Here is a 17,272-nt window from a genome sequence, read left to right on the forward strand (position 1 = left end):
CCTGGGGTTTGTGCTGCTGTTGTTTGCTTTGGGAATATTGATGCTGAGCGGGTTGCAGCAGCAGCTAAATCAACAGTGCTACCTGGTCGCCAGCGAAATTGGGTTTCTAAAACAATATGCTGCCGCTGTGTCAGCACAGGCCTGGGGTAGTCAGCTATCCTGGACGTCGACACCAACCTGGCAGTGCCAGCAGCAGTCAGAGCAGGGCTGGAATGCTTGCATACTAACTGTGGGGAAAAATGAATTTCTGATGGCGGCTTACGGGAATTTTCCGGGGCAACAATCACCAGTAACTCTTTGGCTGTGGGGCCAGCTTGATAACTCACGTTGGATATCAACTCCCCATGGCTGGCTCGACTTTTGCCCGTTAACGGATGCTTCCCGATGCCAGTTACCTTAATAAAAACTAGAGAGCGCGGCTTTAGTCTGATTGAGGTGCTGTGTGCTATGGCGCTGTTTTCGGTCGTTATGCTGGCATTAATGGGCTACCACCGGGTTCTCCAGCAGGGTTTTCAGTCGCAATGGCAATTCCGTCAGCTCTGGCGCTTAGCTGTAGAAATGGGGGAACCTGGATCGCCTCTGCCCACAAATGAATGGAGAGTCAGCCAGCAGCAGACATCGACGGCAGGATGTGTCAGCATCAATGTTATTATTACCAGCCCTGTCGGGCGTACCGGGCAGTTGTCGCGGTTGCATTGTTCGCAGAAAGAGAAAAGTCAGGAGTAGCGTTTCTATGTTGCGTGTATACCATTCCAATCGACTGGATGTGCTGGAAGCAATTATGGAGTTTATTGTGGAAAGGCAACCGCTGCCTGACCCTTTTGAGCCCGAGGTTGTACTGGTGCAAAGTACCGGTATGGCGCAATGGCTGCAAATGACGCTGGCCCAAAAATTTGGTATCGCGGCTAACATCAGTTTCCCACTTCCGGCGAGCTTTATCTGGGACATGTTTGTGCGCGTACTGCCAAATATTCCTGAGCAAAGTGCTTTCAACAAGCAAAGCATGAGCTGGAAGTTAATGACGCTCATCCCGACGATGCTGGATCAGCCTGAATTCGCTTTGTTAAACCAGTACCTGGCAGAAGATGAAAATGGCCGAAAACTCTCTCAGTTAGCCTCAAGAATTGCAGACCTTTATGACCAATACCTGGTTTACCGCCCAGGTTGGTTAAGCCAGTGGGAGAAAGGCGAACTGGTTGATAACGTGGGCGAGGCCCAGTTATGGCAGGCTCCGCTGTGGGCCGCTTTGGTTCGCCACACGCAAGAGCTTGGGCAACCTGAATGGCACCGTGCAAACCTGTACCAACGTTTTATTAACGCTCTGGAATCAAGTAACGAATGCCCGCAAGGTTTGCCTGCCCGAGTGTTTATTTGTGGTATTTCAGCCTTGCCTCCGGTTTATCTTCAGGCGTTACAAGCACTGGGTAAGCATATTGACGTGCATTTGCTGTTTACCAACCCGTGCCGCTACTACTGGGGTGATATTAAAGACCCCGCTTATCTTGCGCGCTTGATCAGCCGCCGCCGTCGCAGCCATGGGCGTGAAGGTATTACTCTTCCGTTGTTTAAAGATAGCGACACCGCGCCTTCATTATTTAATGAAGACGGTGAGCAAGATATTGGCAACCCGTTGCTGGCTTCGTGGGGGAAATTAGGACGCGATTACACGTTCATGCTTGCTGAGATGCAACGCTTTGAAGAAATTGATGTTTTCGTTGATATCGAACCAGACTGTTTATTGCACAATTTGCAATACGATTTACTCGAGCTGCAAAACAATGCGGTGACAGGTTTGACGAAGGAAGAGTTCGAGCATAGCCACAGAAAAAGAATCCTTTCACTGGATGATAATTCTGTCGCTTTCCATCAATGCCATAGTCCTCAACGTGAAGTCGAAGTATTGCACGACCAGTTGCTGGCTATGCTGGATGCTGACCCAACCCTTACCCCGCGCGATATCATCGTGATGGTGGCGGATATTGACAGCTACAGTCCGTTTATCCAGGCGGTATTTGGCAATGCAGTAGCGGAGCGTCGATTACCCTTTGCGATTTCCGATCGCCGGGCAAGACAAGCGCACCCGGCCCTACAGGCATTTATCTCCCTGCTTTCACTTCCTGATAGCCGTTTTGCTGCGCAAGATGTTTTGGCGTTGCTTGAAGTTCCCGCACTGGCTGCTCGCTTCTCAATCAATGAGGAAGGGCTACGCTATTTGCGCCAGTGGGTGAATGAATCCGGAATTCGTTGGGGTATTGATGACGACAACGTCCGTGAATGGGATCTCCCGGCAACCGGGCAACATACCTGGCGCTTCGGTTTAACGCGCATGCTGTTAGGTTATGCAATGGATAGCCAGGCAGGTGAATGGCAGTCGGTTCTTCCATACGATGAATCAAACGGTTTAATTGCCGAGCTGGTTGGGCAACTGGCAGATCTTTTAATGCAGCTTAATAAATGGCGGCATGAGCTTACCGTTGCGCGTCCGCTGGCTGAGTGGACTTCCGTTTGCCGTGACATGCTAGCCAGCTTCTTCCTGCCTGATACCGAAACTGAAGGCGCACTGGCGCTGATTGAGCAGCAGTGGCAAGAAATCATTAAATACGGTCTGGAGTCGTGTTATCAGGAAAATGTTTCCCTGATGCTGTTACGTGATGAACTGGCGCAGCGCCTCGACCAGGAGCGCATCAGTCAGCGCTTCCTGGCGGGGCCGATAAACTTCTGCACCTTAATGCCCATGCGTTCTATCCCGTTCAAAGTGGTTTGTTTGCTGGGGATGAATGATGGCGTTTACCCACGCACGCTGGCTCCGCTCGGGTTTGATCTTATGAGCCAGAAGCCGCAGCGCGGCGACCGTAGCCGCCGTGACGATGACCGTTACTTGTTCCTCGAAGCGCTCAACTCCGCGCAAGCGCGTTTCTATATCAGCTATATCGGGCGTTCCATTCAGGACAACAGCCAGCGTTACCCTTCAGTGTTGGTGGATGAATTATTAGATTACATCGCCCAAAGCCATTGCCTGGAACAGGACACAGAACAAACCTGTGACGAAAGCAGCGAGCGGGTAAAAAGGCATCTGGTGCAACGGCATCACCGCACTCCATTTGAAGCCGGAAATTTTGTCTCTGGCGCATCTGCGCAAAGCTATGCCTACGAGTGGCTACCTGCCGCAAGTGAGCAAGGGCAAGCACAAGCCCCGTTTATTCAGCCACTTGAAGACAAAACGCATGACGTAATTACGTTGGATCAATTGCAACGTTTCTGGCGGCATCCTGTCCGCGCTTTTTACCAGATGCGTCTGGGCATTAACTTCCGTCTTGAAGAAACCGAATTGCCGGATGCGGAACCTTTTACCTTAGATAGCCTTGAACGTTTCCAGATGAACCAGGAATTGCTCAATACGCTAGTTCAGGAAGGCGACACGCAGCTGCTATTCAGCCGCTATCGAGCTGCGGGGATATTACCGTTTGGCGCATTCGGTGAAATTTTATGGGAAACCCAGTTAACGGAAATGGAAGAGCTGGCGCAAAAAGTGAGAGCCGAACGACAGAATGGCACCAGCCAGGAAGTCGCACTCCAGATTGGCGGAACAACTCTGGAAGGTTGGTTGTCGGATGTGCAGGCCGATGGTTTGCTGCGCTGGCGACCGTCTATCCTCAATTCGGCGCATGGATTACAACTGTGGATTGAGCATGTTGTCTGGTGCGCGATGGGAGGAGAGGGGGAAAGTCGTCTTTATGGGCGCGATTCTACTGAGTGGAAATTCCCCTCGATGGGGGTTGAACAGGCAAAAAGCTATCTCCAGCAACTTATTGATGGTTATCGGAAAGGATTAGTACAGCCATTGCTATTGCTACCAATAAGTGGAGGGGCATGGATAAAAGCTTGTTACGAACCCGCGAATGATGCCATTTTATGGGATGAGCAAACGCAACAGAAAGCCAAAAGTAAGCTGTTGGCGGCCTGGGAAGGGAATCAGCGAGTCGACGGAGAAGGCGCCGACATGTGGCTGCAACGGCTGTATCGAACGCTTGAGCCTGACTACTACGACGCGATAATCAGTGAAGCTGAGCGCTATTTACTGCCCCTGTTTCGCTTCAATAAAGCTTAAAAAAATTGTATAAAAATTGCACAATCCGGCAGGTTCATCTATTATGCGCAGCTTGCTCAGGATTGGCGAAAAAAGAAACAACGACAATGACAGATTGTTTTAAAAGTTGTTAATGATGAGTAAGTTAGTGAATGAGGTTCGTTAATGCCTAAATGCAGCACTTGGTTAAAACCGCTTTTCTTGTTAGTCGCTCTTTGGGCACCATTAAGTCAGGCAGATACGGGTTGGCAGCCTATCCAGGAAACAATCCGTAAAAGTGAAAAAGACAATCGCCAGTACCAGGCCGTACGCCTTGATAATGGTATGACGGTTCTGCTGGTTTCTGACCCGCAAGCTGTTAAGTCATTGTCTGCACTGGTTGTTCCTGTAGGATCGTTAGAGGATCCGAACGACCATCTCGGCCTTGCTCACTATCTTGAACATATGACGCTAATGGGTTCTAAGAAGTATCCAGAGCCCGACAGCCTGTCAGAGTTTCTCAAAAAGCATGGTGGCAGCCATAATGCCAGCACTGCAACCTACCGCACTGCGTTTTACCTCGAAGTGGAAAATGATGCGCTGGAAGGGGCTGTCGATCGCTTGTCGGATGCTATCGCTGAGCCGAACCTTGCGCCTGAGTACGCTGAACGTGAACGTAATGCGGTCAACGCAGAGCTGACGCTGGCGCGTGCCCGTGACGGTATGCGCATGGCGCAAGTCAGCGCCGAAACCATAAACCCAGCTCACCCTGGTTCACGTTTTTCTGGTGGCAACCTGGAAACACTGCGTGACAAACCGGGCAGCAAACTGCTGGATGCGCTGGTGGCTTTCCGCGATAAATACTATTCCGCAAACTTAATGAAAGCAGTTATCTACAGCAATAAGCCCCTGCCTGAACTGGCAAAAATTGCGGTAGAAACCTACGGCCGGGTGCTCAATAAAAACATCGAACGTCCGGTAATTGATGTACCGGTAGTGACCGATGCGCAAAAAGGCATTGTGATTCACTACGTGCCAGCATTGCCGCGCAAAGTGGTGCGTGTTGAGTTCCGCATCGACAACAATAGCGATAAATTCCGCAGTAAAACGGATGAGTTAATTGGCTATTTGATTGGTAATCGCAGCAATAATACTCTTTCAGATTGGCTGCAAAAACAAGGGCTTGCTGATAGCATTCGCGCTGATTCCGATCCGTTAGTCAACGGTAATAGCGGCGTCTTTGCTATTTCGGTGTCGTTAACAGACAAAGGCCTTGCGCAGCGTGATGAAGTGGTTGCGGCAATCTTCAGTTACTTGAATAAGCTGCGCGAAAACGGCGTTGATAAAAGCTATTTCGATGAGCTTGCCCATGTTCTGGATCTCGATTTCCGTTACCCATCAATTACGCGCGATATGGATTATGTCGAATGGCTGGCAGACACCATGTTACGTGTACCGGTCGAACATACGCTGGATGCGGTTAATATCGCGGATCAATACGATCCCGCAGCGATTAAATCTCGCCTTGATATGATGACGCCGCAGAACGCGCGTGTCTGGTATATCAGCCCGAAAGAACCGCACAACAAGACGGCATATTTTGTTGAAGCCCCTTATCAGGTCGACAAAATCACACCACAAGTCTTTGATGTCTGGAAGCAAAAAGCAGCGGCCATCAAGCTGGAATTGCCACAATTAAACCCGTACATTCCTGACAATTTTACGTTGGTTAAACCTGATAAAACTTACGCGCATCCTGAACTGTTGGTGAAAGAACCTGGGTTACGCGTGTTGTATATGCCAAGCCATTACTTCGCGAGCGAACCTAAAGCCGACGTGACCATGGTGCTGCGTAATCCGCAAGCGATGGATAGTGCTAAGAACCAGGTGCTGTTTGCTCTCAATGATTATCTGGCAGGAATTGCGTTAGATGAATTAAGTAATCAGGCCTCAATCGGTGGGATTGGTTTCTCGACCAATGCTAATAGCGGTTTGATGGTCAACGCCAACGGTTATACGCAACGTTTGCCACAGCTTTTTGAAGCGTTATTAAAGGGCTACTTCTCTTACACGCCAACGCAAGAGCAGTTGGATCAAGCGAAGTCCTGGTATGCCCAAATGATGGACTCGGCAGATAAAGGTAAAGCTTACGATCAGGCGATTATGCCGGTGCAAATGATCTCACAGGTGCCGTACTTCCAGCGTGAAACTCGTCGTGCTCTGTTGCCGGCGTTAACGTTGAAAGACGTGCTCGATTACCGCGATGGTTTAAAAACCAATGCTAAACCTGAGTTTTTAGTCCTCGGTAATATCACCCCACAGCAGGCTACAGACCTGGCGCATGGGGTGCAAAGCCTGCTCGGGACTAAAGGTAATGAATGGTGCCGAAATAAAGATGTGCTGGTGGATAAACAACATTTATCCATGTTTGAAAAAACCGGCAGCAGCACCGATTCCGCCTTAGCAGCTGTATACGTACCTAAAGGTTTCGATGAGACCACGAGTACGGCTTACAGTTCGATGTTGGGGCAAATTATTCAACCGTGGTTCTACAACCAGTTGCGGACACAGGAACAGTTAGGTTATGCGGTGTTCGCATTCCCAATGTCCGTGGGACGCCAGTGGGGCATTGGATTCTTGTTGCAAAGTAATGACAAGCAACCGGCCTATTTGTATGAACGATTCAAAGCGTTTTACCCAACAGCCGAGAAAAAGCTGCGTAGCATGAGCGCTGAAGATTTCGCGCAAATGCAGCAGGGAATGATCAGTGAAATTATGCAGGCTCCGCAGACCTTGTCCCAGGAGGCTTCACAGCTGAGCAAAGATTTTGATCGTGGAAACATGGACTTTGATTCGCGTGATAAAGTAGTCGCCGAAATTAAAAAGCTGACTCCACAAAAACTGGCTGATTTCTTCCATCAGGCTGTTATCGAACAGCAGGGAATGGCGGTGCTGTCGCAAGTTTCTGGTAGCCACAATGGTAAAGCAGACTATGCCGCTCCGGATGGTTGGAAAACCTGGAAGGAGGTCAGCGCTCTGCAACAATCACTGCCGCTCGTAGATTCAAAGTGATAGCAGCTAAAATACCTGCAACTTGAAAGACAAAGGGGAAAAAATGACCGGAACCACGCAGCCTCTTGATCCCCTTAGCTTGCCTCTTACGGGGGAGCGGCTGATAGAAGCCTCTGCGGGGACCGGAAAGACTTTTACCATTGCGGCACTGTATTTGCGTCTGCTGTTAGGCCTGGGAGGTAAAAATGCTCATCCCAGGCCGCTTTCTGTCGAAGAGTTGCTGGTCGTAACCTTTACGCAGGCGGCGACGGAAGAGCTTCGTGGCCGCATTCGAGCCAATATCCATGAGCTACGCATCGCATGCGTACGCAATCGTACCGACAATCCTCTGTTCCAGAGTCTGCTGACTGAAATTCCTGACCTGCATCAGGCAGCACAGGTTCTTCGTCTGGCCGAACAGCAAATGGATGAAGCGGCGATATTCACCATTCACGGCTTCTGCCAAAGAATGCTGAGTCTGAATGCCTTTGAATCAGGCATGTTGTTTGAACAACAACTCATCGAAGATGAATCACTGTTACGTCGCCATGCTTGTGCTGATTTCTGGCGCCGCCATTGTTACCCGTTGCCTAAACCTGTCGCCCAAGTGATGGCAGAAGAGTGGGCTGGGCCGGAAGAACTGCTCAGAGATATCAACAGCTGGCTGCAAGGTGAACAACCCATTCTGAAACAGCCTCCGGCCGATGATGAAACGCTGCTTGCTCGTCATCAAAAAATCATTAATGCCATTGAAGATGTAAAAGCGCAATGGCGAGACTGCGCGGATGACATCGCGCAGATTCTGAGTGTGGCGAAGATTGACCGCCGCAGCTATAGCAGTAAAAACTTACCGAACTGGCTGAATATTGTTGGTGTGTGGGCGCATACAGAAACCACGACCTATAAATTACCCGATCAGCTGGAGCGTTTTTCTCAGTCGATGCTTGATGAGAAAACCAAAGAAGGCCAACCGCCGCAGCATCCTGTTTTCCGGGCGATTAACGATCTGCTGGGCGAACCGCTGACCCTGCGTGATTTAGTCATTGCCCGCGCGATGGCTGAAATCCGCTACACCGTGCAGCAGGAAAAACGCCGCCGTGGCGAACTCGGGTTTGACGATATGTTAACCCGCCTTGATGAAGCGTTGCATAAACCCGGCGGGGATGCGCTGGCAGCCGCTATCCGCAGCCGTTTCCCTGCGGCAATGATTGATGAATTTCAGGACACCGACCCGCAGCAATATCGTATTTTCAGACGTTTGTATATCAATCAGCCTGATACCGCATTGTTGCTTATCGGTGACCCAAAACAGGCGATTTACGCCTTCCGTGGCGCTGATATTTTTACCTACATGAAAGCCCGCCATGAGGTAAGCGCCCACTACACACTGGACACCAACTGGCGCTCATCACCGGCGATGATAAACAGCGTAAATACCCTGTTCCAGCAGTTGGATAACCCCTTCTTATTCGCGCAAATTCCATTCTTAGCGGTGAAAGCCGCCCAGAAGAACAATGGCTTACGTTTTACCCTGAAAGGGAAAAACCAGGCGGCAATGTCGTTCTGGGCGCAATCGGGTGATGGCTGTGGTGTGAGTGATTACCAACAAACTATGGCCATGCAGTGCGCACAACAAATTCGGGAATGGTTGAGTGCCGGGCAGCGTGGCGAAGCATTGCTGTGGAAAGGCGAAGAGTCACGCCCGGTACAGTCGTCTGACATCACCATTCTGGTTCGTAGTCGCGGTGAAGCATCGATTGTGCGTGAAGCGTTGAGCGCCCTGAATATCCCTTCGGTTTATCTTTCAAACCGCGACTCAGTATTCGCAACGCCGGAATCTCGAGAGATTCTGTGGATTTTGCAGGCGGTACTGGCCCCAGAAATAGAAACGGCGCTGCGCAGCGCCGTCGCCACGAGCATGTTGGGGCTGGATGCCCGAATGATAGAAGCGCTAAACAATGACGAAAATGCCTGGGATAGCCTGGTTGAAGAGTTTTCTGAGTATCGGCAAATTTGGCTGCGTCGTGGCGTGATGCCGATGTTACGCGCACTTATCGCACGACGTCAGGTTGCCGAAAACTTACTGGCAACACCGGGTGGCGAGCGGCGTCTGACCGATATATTGCATATCAGCGAGCTGTTGCAAGAAGAAGCCGCGCAAACTGACAGTGAACATGCGCTGGTGCGTTGGCTGGCTCAGCAGGTTGCGGAACCTGACAGTAACGCCTATAGCCAGCAACTGCGTCTCGAAAGCGACCGACACCTGGTTCAGGTGGTCACTATCCATAAATCAAAAGGGCTGGAGTACCCGCTGGTTTGGTTGCCGTTCATCGCCAACTATCGGGCGCAAAACAGCGGCCTGTACCATGATCGCTCGACCTTCTCGCCTTTGCTGGATTTAAGTGATGACGCGGAAAGCCTGAGTCTGGCCGAAGAAGAGCGCCTGGCGGAAGACTTACGCCTGTTGTACGTCGCGTTGACGCGCTCCATCTGGCATTGCAGTCTCGGCGTCGCACCGTTGTTTAAAGGTAATCGCGCTAAAAAAGGGAACAGCGATCTGCACCTCGGGGCGTTGGGTTATCTTTTACAAAAAGGCGAAGCGAAAGATGCTGCGGGATTACAAATTTCCTTGCAGGAACTGGCGAGCGAGTCGATTAGCGTCGAAGAGCCTAAGTCAGATGATTACACTCCGTGGCAGCCAGTGAGTGAAGCGTTGCCCGAACTTAGCGCACGCACGATGACAAGGCAGGTGGCTGATAACTGGCGAGTCACCAGTTATTCAGGTTTACAGCAGCATGGTAGCAGCCAGGCTCTGGATTTATTGCCGCGCCTGGATGTCGATGCCGCAGGCGCTGCGCCGACACAAAGTGAGCCATTACTTACTCCGCACACCTTTCCACGTGGGGCGGGGCCGGGCACATTTTTGCATAGCTTGTTCGAAGGCATTGATTTTACGCAGCCAATAGATGAAGCGTGGATTGCAAAGCAGTTAAGCGAGCAAGGGTTTGGTGAGCAGTGGCAGCCAATTGTCACCGAGTGGTTGCACACTATTTTGCAGGCACCATTGAATGACACGGGCGTGTCGCTTAGCCAGTTAACTCCGCGAGACAGGCAGGTCGAAATGGAATTCTATTTGCCGATAGAGAGTGATTTGCAGGCAGCACATTTAGATGCCCTCGTACGGGAATATGACCCGTTATCAAAAGGTTGTCCGCCGTTAAACTTCAAGCAAGTGCGCGGCATGCTGAAAGGGTTTATTGACCTGGTGTTCCGCTGGAAGGGGCGCTACTACCTGCTGGATTACAAATCGAACTGGCTGGGCGAAGACAGCAGCGCTTACACCGGGGAAGCGATGGCGGCGGCGATGCAATCTCATCGGTATGATCTGCAATATCAACTGTATACGCTGGCATTGCACCGTTATTTACGGCACAGAATTCCTGATTATGACTACCAGACTCACTTCGGCGGCGTTATCTACCTCTTCTTACGTGGCATCGAAAGTAACGGCTCCTCACAAGGTATATTTTCAACGTGCCCGGATGAGCAACTGATTGCGAAGATGGATGCACTATTCGCGGCGCAAAAGGACGAGGTGATGCCATGAAAATGTCTGAGCTTTTACAGCAGGCGGTTGAGCAAAAGTTATTGCGTGCCCTGGATGCACAGTTTGCCATGATGATTGCCAGTGATGATCAGCCCGCGGTGATGCTGGCGGCGGCATTGGTCAGCCACGATGCGGGTGAAGGGCATGTCTGCATTCCGCTTTCACGTTTAGTTCCGGAGTTCTGTTTTTCCGGGCGTCAGCCAGATTTAGCAGCACAACTTTTTGCGCTTGCCGACCTGAAAAGCGGCTGGCGTGAGACATTGCTGGCTTCCAATGCGGTGAGTGAATACGAAGGGGCGACCCCGCTAAAGTTGATTAGCGAGCGTTTATATCTCAACCGAATGTGGCAAAACGAACAGTCCATTGCACAGTTTTTTGTGCAGGAAAATCGACCCATTGCGCTTAATGAATCGCAGGTCATTAACGTACTCAATCAGCTTTTTGATCCGCTACCCGAGACTGACTGGCAAAAAGTGGCCGCAGCCGTGGCATTAACCCGTCGTATATCGGTGATTTCAGGTGGGCCGGGGACCGGTAAAACCACCACGGTGGCGAAATTGCTCGCCGCGCTAGTCCAGCTTTCGGATGCCCCGTCTTTGCGGATTCAACTCGCCGCGCCGACGGGGAAAGCCGCAGCCCGCTTAACGGAATCATTGGGTTCGGCGTTGCGCCGCTTGCCGTTAGATGAAGCGCAAAAAGCCTCATTACCCAACGATGCCTGCACATTGCACCGTTTGTTAGGTGCGCAACCGAACAGCCAACGCTTGCGCTACCATGCTGGAAACCCTTTGCACCTTGATGTGCTGGTGGTGGATGAAGCCTCGATGGTGGATTTGCCGATGATGGCAAAACTGATCAATGCGATGCCTCCTCATGCGCGAGTGATTTTCTTAGGCGACCGCGACCAGTTGGCGTCGGTTGAAGCAGGGGCCGTGCTCGGGGATATTTGCCACTATGTCACGCATGGGTATTCACCTGAGCGTGCGGCGGAGCTGAGTCTGCTCACTGGCTATACGCTTTCAGCGGGAGAAGGTAGCGGCGCGAGCGCGTTGCGTGATGGCTTGTGTTTACTGCAAAAAAGCTACCGCTTTGACAGTAAATCCGGCATCGGGCAACTGGCATTTGCGGTCAATGCCAGCGATATTAAGCGCGTCAAAACCGTATTTAGCGAAGGTTTTAGCGATATTACTAAACAACCACTGCGTGAAACGGCGGACTACGCCACGATGATTGACGATGCGGTGGAAGGGTATCGACCATACCTGGACTTGATTCGCAATCAGGCAGAGCCAGCTTCTATTCTTGAAGCTTTCGGGCGTTATCAAATGCTATGTGCATTGCGTGAAGGTCCGTTTGGCGTCAGCGGTTTGAATAGCCGCATCGAGCTGGCATTGATTCAAAAACGGTTAATTGAGCGGCCAAATCAGGCGACATCGCGCTGGTATAACGGCAGGCCGATTATGGTTTCTCGTAACGATAGTTCGTTGGGGCTGTTTAACGGGGATATTGGTATTGCGCTGGATAGAGGCGAGGGGTTAAGGGTCTGGTTCCCGATGCCGGATGGCACCATTAAATCCGTACAGCCAAGTCGTTTACCGGGACACGATACGGCATACGCCATGACGGTGCATAAATCGCAGGGTTCTGAGTTTGACCACGCCGCGCTGGTGCTGCCAAACCAGTACACCGCTGTGGTGACGCGTGAACTGGTGTACACGGCGATTACTCGCGCTCGAAATAAGCTGTCGCTGTATGCCGATGATCGGGTGTTAGAAAAGGCAATTGTGACCAGAACTGAACGGCGTAGCGGGTTGATGGAAAGTTTTAGCTAGCCCAGAAGGGCTAGCTTTTTAACTATGCTAAATCTGCCATCAACACTTTTGAACGGCGCTGATAGTTGTACATCTCTTTTTTGCTTTCCGGCAGCAGTTCGACATCCACTGGCATAAACCCGCGTTCCTGGAACCAGTGAATACTGCGGGTTGTTAGCACGAACAACTTGCTTAACCCCATTTGCCGCGCTTGCGTGGCAATGCGTTGCAGCAATACTTCACCGCGTGATGAACTGCGGTAATCCGGATGAACCGCAACACACGCCATTTCACCAATCCCTTCTTCCTGGAATGGATACAGCGCCGCACAAGCGATAGTCAGGTTATCGCGTTGGATGATGGTGAACTTGTCGATCTCCATTTCCAGTTGTTCACGCGAGCGGCGCACCAGAATGCCTTGCTGCTCCAGCGGGCGAATCAACTCCAGAATGCCGCCGATATCATTAATAGTGGCGCGACGAATTTGTTCCGCACTCTCCATCACGATTTGTGTCCCGATACCATCGCGTGAGAAGAGTTCTTGCAACAGCGCCCCGTCTTCCTGATAGCTAATTAAGTGGCTACGGCGCACGCCGCTGCGGCAGGCTTTCACCGCGCCACGCAGAAAACGCACGGTGCCAGAGTGGTAATCACCCGCTTCTTCCAGCTCTTCAATGCGTTTTTGTGCATCATTGGGGAACAGTTCTGAAACGATATTGCCGTTGTCGTCGATAACGCCCTGAGAAGAACAGAAGCCGATCATCTTCTCGGCCTTTAGTTTGACCGCCAGTTGCGTGGCAATCTCTTCAGACGTGAGGTTGAAGCTTTCGCCAGTGACGGAAACCGCCACCGGGCCCATCAATACAATTGCACCGTTATCAAGCTGACGATGAATGGCTTCTTCGTCGATGCGACGCACGCGCCCGCTGTGGCAATAATCCACGCCGTCGTCCACGCCAAGAGGCTGAGCGATAATAAAATTACCGCTAACGACATTGATGTGTGCACCTTGCAACGGCGTGTTGCCGAGGCTCATGGACAAACGCGCTGTGATATCTAACTGCAACAAACCGGCGGCCTGTTTGACCAGTTCCAGCGTTTTGGCATCGGTGACGCGCGTATGTTTGTGATAGATAGGCTCATGATTATGCGAAGCCAGATTGGCATCAATCTGTGGACGCGCGCCGTAGACCACCACCAGACGAATTCCCAGGCTGTGCAACAGCCCAATATCGCTAACGATACTGGAAAAGTTCTCGTGTTCAATGGCTTCGCCGCCAAGCATAATGACAAACGTTTTTCCCCGATGGGCATTTATATAGGGGACAGAATGGCGGAATCCCTGTACCAGTTCGGTTCTACGTTCCTTCACCACGGCAAGCCCTCACTGCATGATTATTCGTAATTTCTGTATTTTTATTCTTTTATTGCCTCAGGCGCAAGCAGCAATTGCCACAAAGCAGAAATTTCTGCATCCACGTAGCCAGGTGCTTGATTGCGAATGTTTACCCTTTAAAGGGTGACAGCCCGAGTGTGTTTCGCTAAAGTTTTCGGCTCAAAAAATAAAATTGGTTATTTGTTTCACGGAAACACACCGCTCAGGAGAGCTATGTCAGATTCCCGTTCATTAATTAGTCGTCGCCGCTTATTGCAGGGCGCAGGCGCTATGTGGCTACTGAGTGTCAGCCAGGTTGGCTTTGCTGCCTCAAGCCTGGTGGTTGCGGTGCGCGTCTGGCCCGCTTCGTCATACACTCGTGTCACGCTGGAATCGAACAAGCAGCTAAAGTATAAGCAGTTTGCATTGAGCAACCCCGATCGCGTGGTTGTCGACATAGAAGGTGTGAATTTAAATTCAGTTTTGAAAGGAATTGGCGGCCAGATTCGTGGCGACGATCCTTTCATCAAGTCAGCACGTGTTGGGCAGTTTGATCCACAAACGGTGCGCATGGTTTTTGAACTCAAGCAGAATGTGACTCCGCATCTTTTTGCGCTGGCACCGGTTGCTGAATTTAAAGAACGCCTGGTCATGGATTTGTATCCGGCCAATATGAACAGCGAGCAGGATCCTCTTTTGGCGCTGCTCGAAGATTACAATAACGGCAAGCTGGATAAGGATACGCCTCCGTCTCCGGAGCAAGGGCCGCAGCCCGGCAAGGCAGGGCGTGACAGGCCAATTGTTATCATGCTCGATCCCGGCCACGGCGGGGAAGATCCCGGAGCCATTGGGCCAAATAAAACGCGTGAAAAAGACATCGTGCTCAAAATTGCACGCCGCCTGAAAGCGTTGATTGATAAAGAAGCGAATATGAAAGCCTACATGACGCGCAATGAGGATGTGTTTATCCCGTTAAAAGTCAGGGTGGCAAAAGCGCAGAAGCAGCGTGCGGATCTTTTTGTTTCTATTCATGCGGATGCGTTTACGTCCGGAGCCGCTCGCGGATCGTCAGTATTTGCACTCTCAACCAAAGGTGCCACCAGTACGGCAGCAAAATTCCTCGCCCAAACGCAGAACGCCGCCGACTTAATTGGTGGAGTGAGTAAGAGTGGCGACAGATATCTCGACCATACGATGTTCGATATGGTGCAGTCGCTGACGATTAACGACAGTCTTAAATTTGGTAAAGAAGTGCTGGCCAGATTAGGCAAAGTGAACAAGCTGCATAAAAATAGCGTCGATCAGGCTGGATTCGCGGTACTGAAAGCCCCGGATATTCCCTCTATTCTGGTCGAGACCGCGTTTCTGAGTAATGTTGAGGAAGAGCGCAAGCTACGTACTGCGACGTTCCAGCAGGAAGTGGCGGAGTCTATTCTGGCAGGCATCAAGGCGTATTTTGCGGATAGCTCGCGGCTGGCGCGGCGCGGATAATACTTTGTCGGATGGCGCTTACGCTTATCCGACCTACAACGGCATTTCGTAGAGTGGATAAGCGTAAGCGTCATCCACCAAATAACCCAAATTTCAGATACAAAAAAAGCACTCCTGAGAGTGCTTTAAATGTTGGTTGCGGGGGCCAGATTTGAACTGACGACCTTCGGGTTATGAGCCCGACGAGCTACCAGGCTGCTCCACCCCGCGTCCGTAAACTTCTTTGTTACCCAAATGACTTTCATCATTGCGCGAATACTCAGCGACTTAGTTGGTTGCGGGGGCCAGATTTGAACTGACGACCTTCGGGTTATGAGCCCGACGAGCTACCAGGCTGCTCCACCCCGCGTCCGTATAACTATTTACTACTCACTGCTAGTGATTTTCATCACCGCGCTAAACTCAGCGACTTTTTAATTGGTTGCGGGGGCCAGATTTGAACTGACGACCTTCGGGTTATGAGCCCGACGAGCTACCAGGCTGCTCCACCCCGCGTCCGTGGAAGCGCACTATACTCTGCTCGGCTTTTGATGCAACCCTTTTTTTAAAAAATACCCGATTTGTCTCATCTAACTGATAATAATTTAATTTAAGTACAAATAACGAACACATCTGGGCTGCGCAAGGCGCAACACGTTTAAATCTTGCAGCGTGTTTGCTATCTTCGCGTGGGATAAAGCGGCGTAACCGGGCGAGGAAGTAATGATAGGACGTTGGACGAAGTACATTGTAACTGGGGTAGTGGTTGCCATTCTGGCGGGCTGCTCCTCAAAACCGACAGATAAAGGTCAGCAATATAAAGACGGGAAGTTTACCCAGCCTTTCTCCCTCGTAAACCAACCGGATGCGGTGGGAGCACCCATTAACGGTGGTGACTTTGCTGAGCAAGTTAACCAGATTCGTTCTGCTTCTCCTCGCCTCTATAATAGTAAGAGCGATGTTTACGGTGCCGTTCAACAGTGGCTGCATGCCGGTGGCGATACCAGCAAGCTAAGTCAGTACGGTCTTGATGCCTGGCAAATGGAAGGTGCTGACAACTACGGCAACGTGCAATTCACCGGCTACTACACGCCAGTTGTACAGGCGCGTTATACCCGCCAGGGCGAGTTCCAGTATCCAATCTACCGTATGCCACCAAAACGCGGCCGTCTGCCGTCTCGTGCGGAGATTTACCGGGGTGGGTTGAGCGACAGCTACATTATTGCTTACAGCAACTCCTTAATGGATAACTTCATTATGGATGTGCAGGGCAGCGGCTATATCGATTTCGGCGACGGGCAGCCACTAACCTTCTTCGGATATTCGGGCAAAAATGGCCACGCTTACCGCAGTATCGGCAAAGTGCTTATCGATCGTGGCGAAGTAAAGAAAGAAGATATGTCGATGCAGGCGATTCGCCATTGGGGGGAAACGCACAGCCAGGCTGAAGTGCAGGAGCTGCTCGAACAGAATCCATCGTTCGTCTTCTTTAAACCTGCAAGCTTCGCGCCGGTGAAAGGAGCGAGTGCGGTGCCGTTGGTTGGTCGTGCGTCGGTTGCGTCTGATCGTTCAATTATTCCGGCGGGCACCACTATTCTTGCGGAAGTGCCGTTACTTGATAACAACGGTAAATTCAGTGGGCAATATGAATTACGCGTGATGGTGGCGCTGGATGTTGGCGGTGCGATTAAAGGTCAGCACTTTGATATTTACCAGGGCATCGGGGCTGACGCCGGGCATCGCGCAGGTTGGTACAATCACTATGGTCGCGTTTGGGTGCTGAAAAATGCGCCGGGCACGACCAACAGCGTATTCACGGGTTAATCTTCCCGCAGACGGGCTGTATAATCAGCCCGTCATCTATATCTGCAATAACACCCGCAAAGATTTTC

General features: G+C 51.1%; 9 protein-coding genes and 3 tRNA genes. 8 read left to right on the forward strand and 4 right to left on the reverse strand.

Annotation, left to right across the window (positions count from 1 at the left end; translation table 11 throughout):
- Positions 1-40: 40 nt before the first annotated feature.
- The 6 genes from DY231_RS04535 to recD all read left to right on the forward strand — a co-directional run bounded on the left by DY231_RS04535 (position 41) and on the right by recD (position 12,556).
- On the forward strand, positions 41-400 hold the full coding sequence (locus DY231_RS04535) for a DUF2509 family protein (RefSeq protein ID WP_147295627.1): 360 nt from the start codon (positions 41-43) through the stop codon (positions 398-400).
- Positions 385-726 (forward strand): prepilin-type N-terminal cleavage/methylation domain-containing protein, encoded by a 342-nt coding sequence (locus DY231_RS04540; RefSeq protein WP_115627438.1) that lies wholly within the window; start codon positions 385-387, stop codon positions 724-726. The genes DY231_RS04535 and DY231_RS04540 overlap by 16 nt, the downstream gene beginning before the upstream one ends.
- Positions 727-733: 7 nt before the next feature.
- Positions 734-4,108, forward strand: a complete 3,375-nt coding sequence (gene recC, locus DY231_RS04545) for an exodeoxyribonuclease V subunit gamma (protein ID WP_115627439.1) — start codon at positions 734-736, stop codon at positions 4,106-4,108.
- Positions 4,109-4,252: 144 nt separating this feature from the next.
- Positions 4,253-7,138, forward strand: coding sequence for a pitrilysin (gene ptrA, locus DY231_RS04550; RefSeq protein WP_115627440.1), 2,886 nt, complete (start codon positions 4,253-4,255; stop codon positions 7,136-7,138).
- A 43-nt stretch (positions 7,139-7,181) separates the two neighbouring features.
- Positions 7,182-10,724: an exodeoxyribonuclease V subunit beta gene (gene recB, locus DY231_RS04555; protein ID WP_115627441.1), complete on the forward strand. Its 3,543-nt coding sequence runs from the start codon at positions 7,182-7,184 to the stop codon at positions 10,722-10,724.
- Positions 10,721-12,556 carry an exodeoxyribonuclease V subunit alpha gene (recD, locus tag DY231_RS04560; protein WP_115627442.1) on the forward strand — a complete coding sequence of 612 codons (1,836 nt, stop codon included), beginning with the start codon at positions 10,721-10,723 and terminating at the stop codon, positions 12,554-12,556. Before recB ends, recD begins: the two co-directional genes overlap by 4 nt.
- 22 nt (positions 12,557-12,578) lie before the next feature.
- Here the strand turns inward: recD and argA are convergent, their stop codons facing one another.
- On the reverse strand, positions 12,579-13,910 hold the full coding sequence (gene argA / locus DY231_RS04565; RefSeq protein ID WP_115627443.1) for an amino-acid N-acetyltransferase: 1,332 nt from the start codon (positions 13,908-13,910) through the stop codon (positions 12,579-12,581).
- A 234-nt stretch (positions 13,911-14,144) separates the two neighbouring features.
- On the opposite strand from argA, the gene amiC reads away from it, so the two are divergent.
- Positions 14,145-15,401 carry an N-acetylmuramoyl-L-alanine amidase AmiC gene (gene amiC, locus DY231_RS04570; protein WP_034498045.1) on the forward strand — a complete coding sequence of 419 codons (1,257 nt, stop codon included), beginning with the start codon at positions 14,145-14,147 and terminating at the stop codon, positions 15,399-15,401.
- Positions 15,402-15,534: 133 nt separating this feature from the next.
- Here the strand turns inward: amiC and DY231_RS04575 are convergent.
- The 3 genes from DY231_RS04575 to DY231_RS04585 form a co-directional block, all read right to left on the reverse strand.
- Positions 15,535-15,611: transfer RNA gene (locus tag DY231_RS04575), tRNA-Met, on the reverse strand.
- Positions 15,612-15,673: 62 nt separating this feature from the next.
- Positions 15,674-15,750 (reverse strand) — tRNA-Met (locus DY231_RS04580).
- A 69-nt stretch (positions 15,751-15,819) separates the two neighbouring features.
- A tRNA-Met gene (locus tag DY231_RS04585) sits at positions 15,820-15,896 on the reverse strand.
- Between the two features lie 207 nt (positions 15,897-16,103).
- Between DY231_RS04585 and mltA the strand changes: the two genes are divergently transcribed.
- Positions 16,104-17,204, forward strand: a complete 1,101-nt coding sequence (gene mltA / locus DY231_RS04590; RefSeq protein WP_115627444.1) for a murein transglycosylase A — start codon at positions 16,104-16,106, stop codon at positions 17,202-17,204.
- Positions 17,205-17,272: the final 68 nt, after the last annotated feature.

This window comes from Buttiauxella agrestis, assembly GCF_900446255.1.
Classification (GTDB): domain Bacteria; phylum Pseudomonadota; class Gammaproteobacteria; order Enterobacterales; family Enterobacteriaceae; genus Buttiauxella; species Buttiauxella agrestis.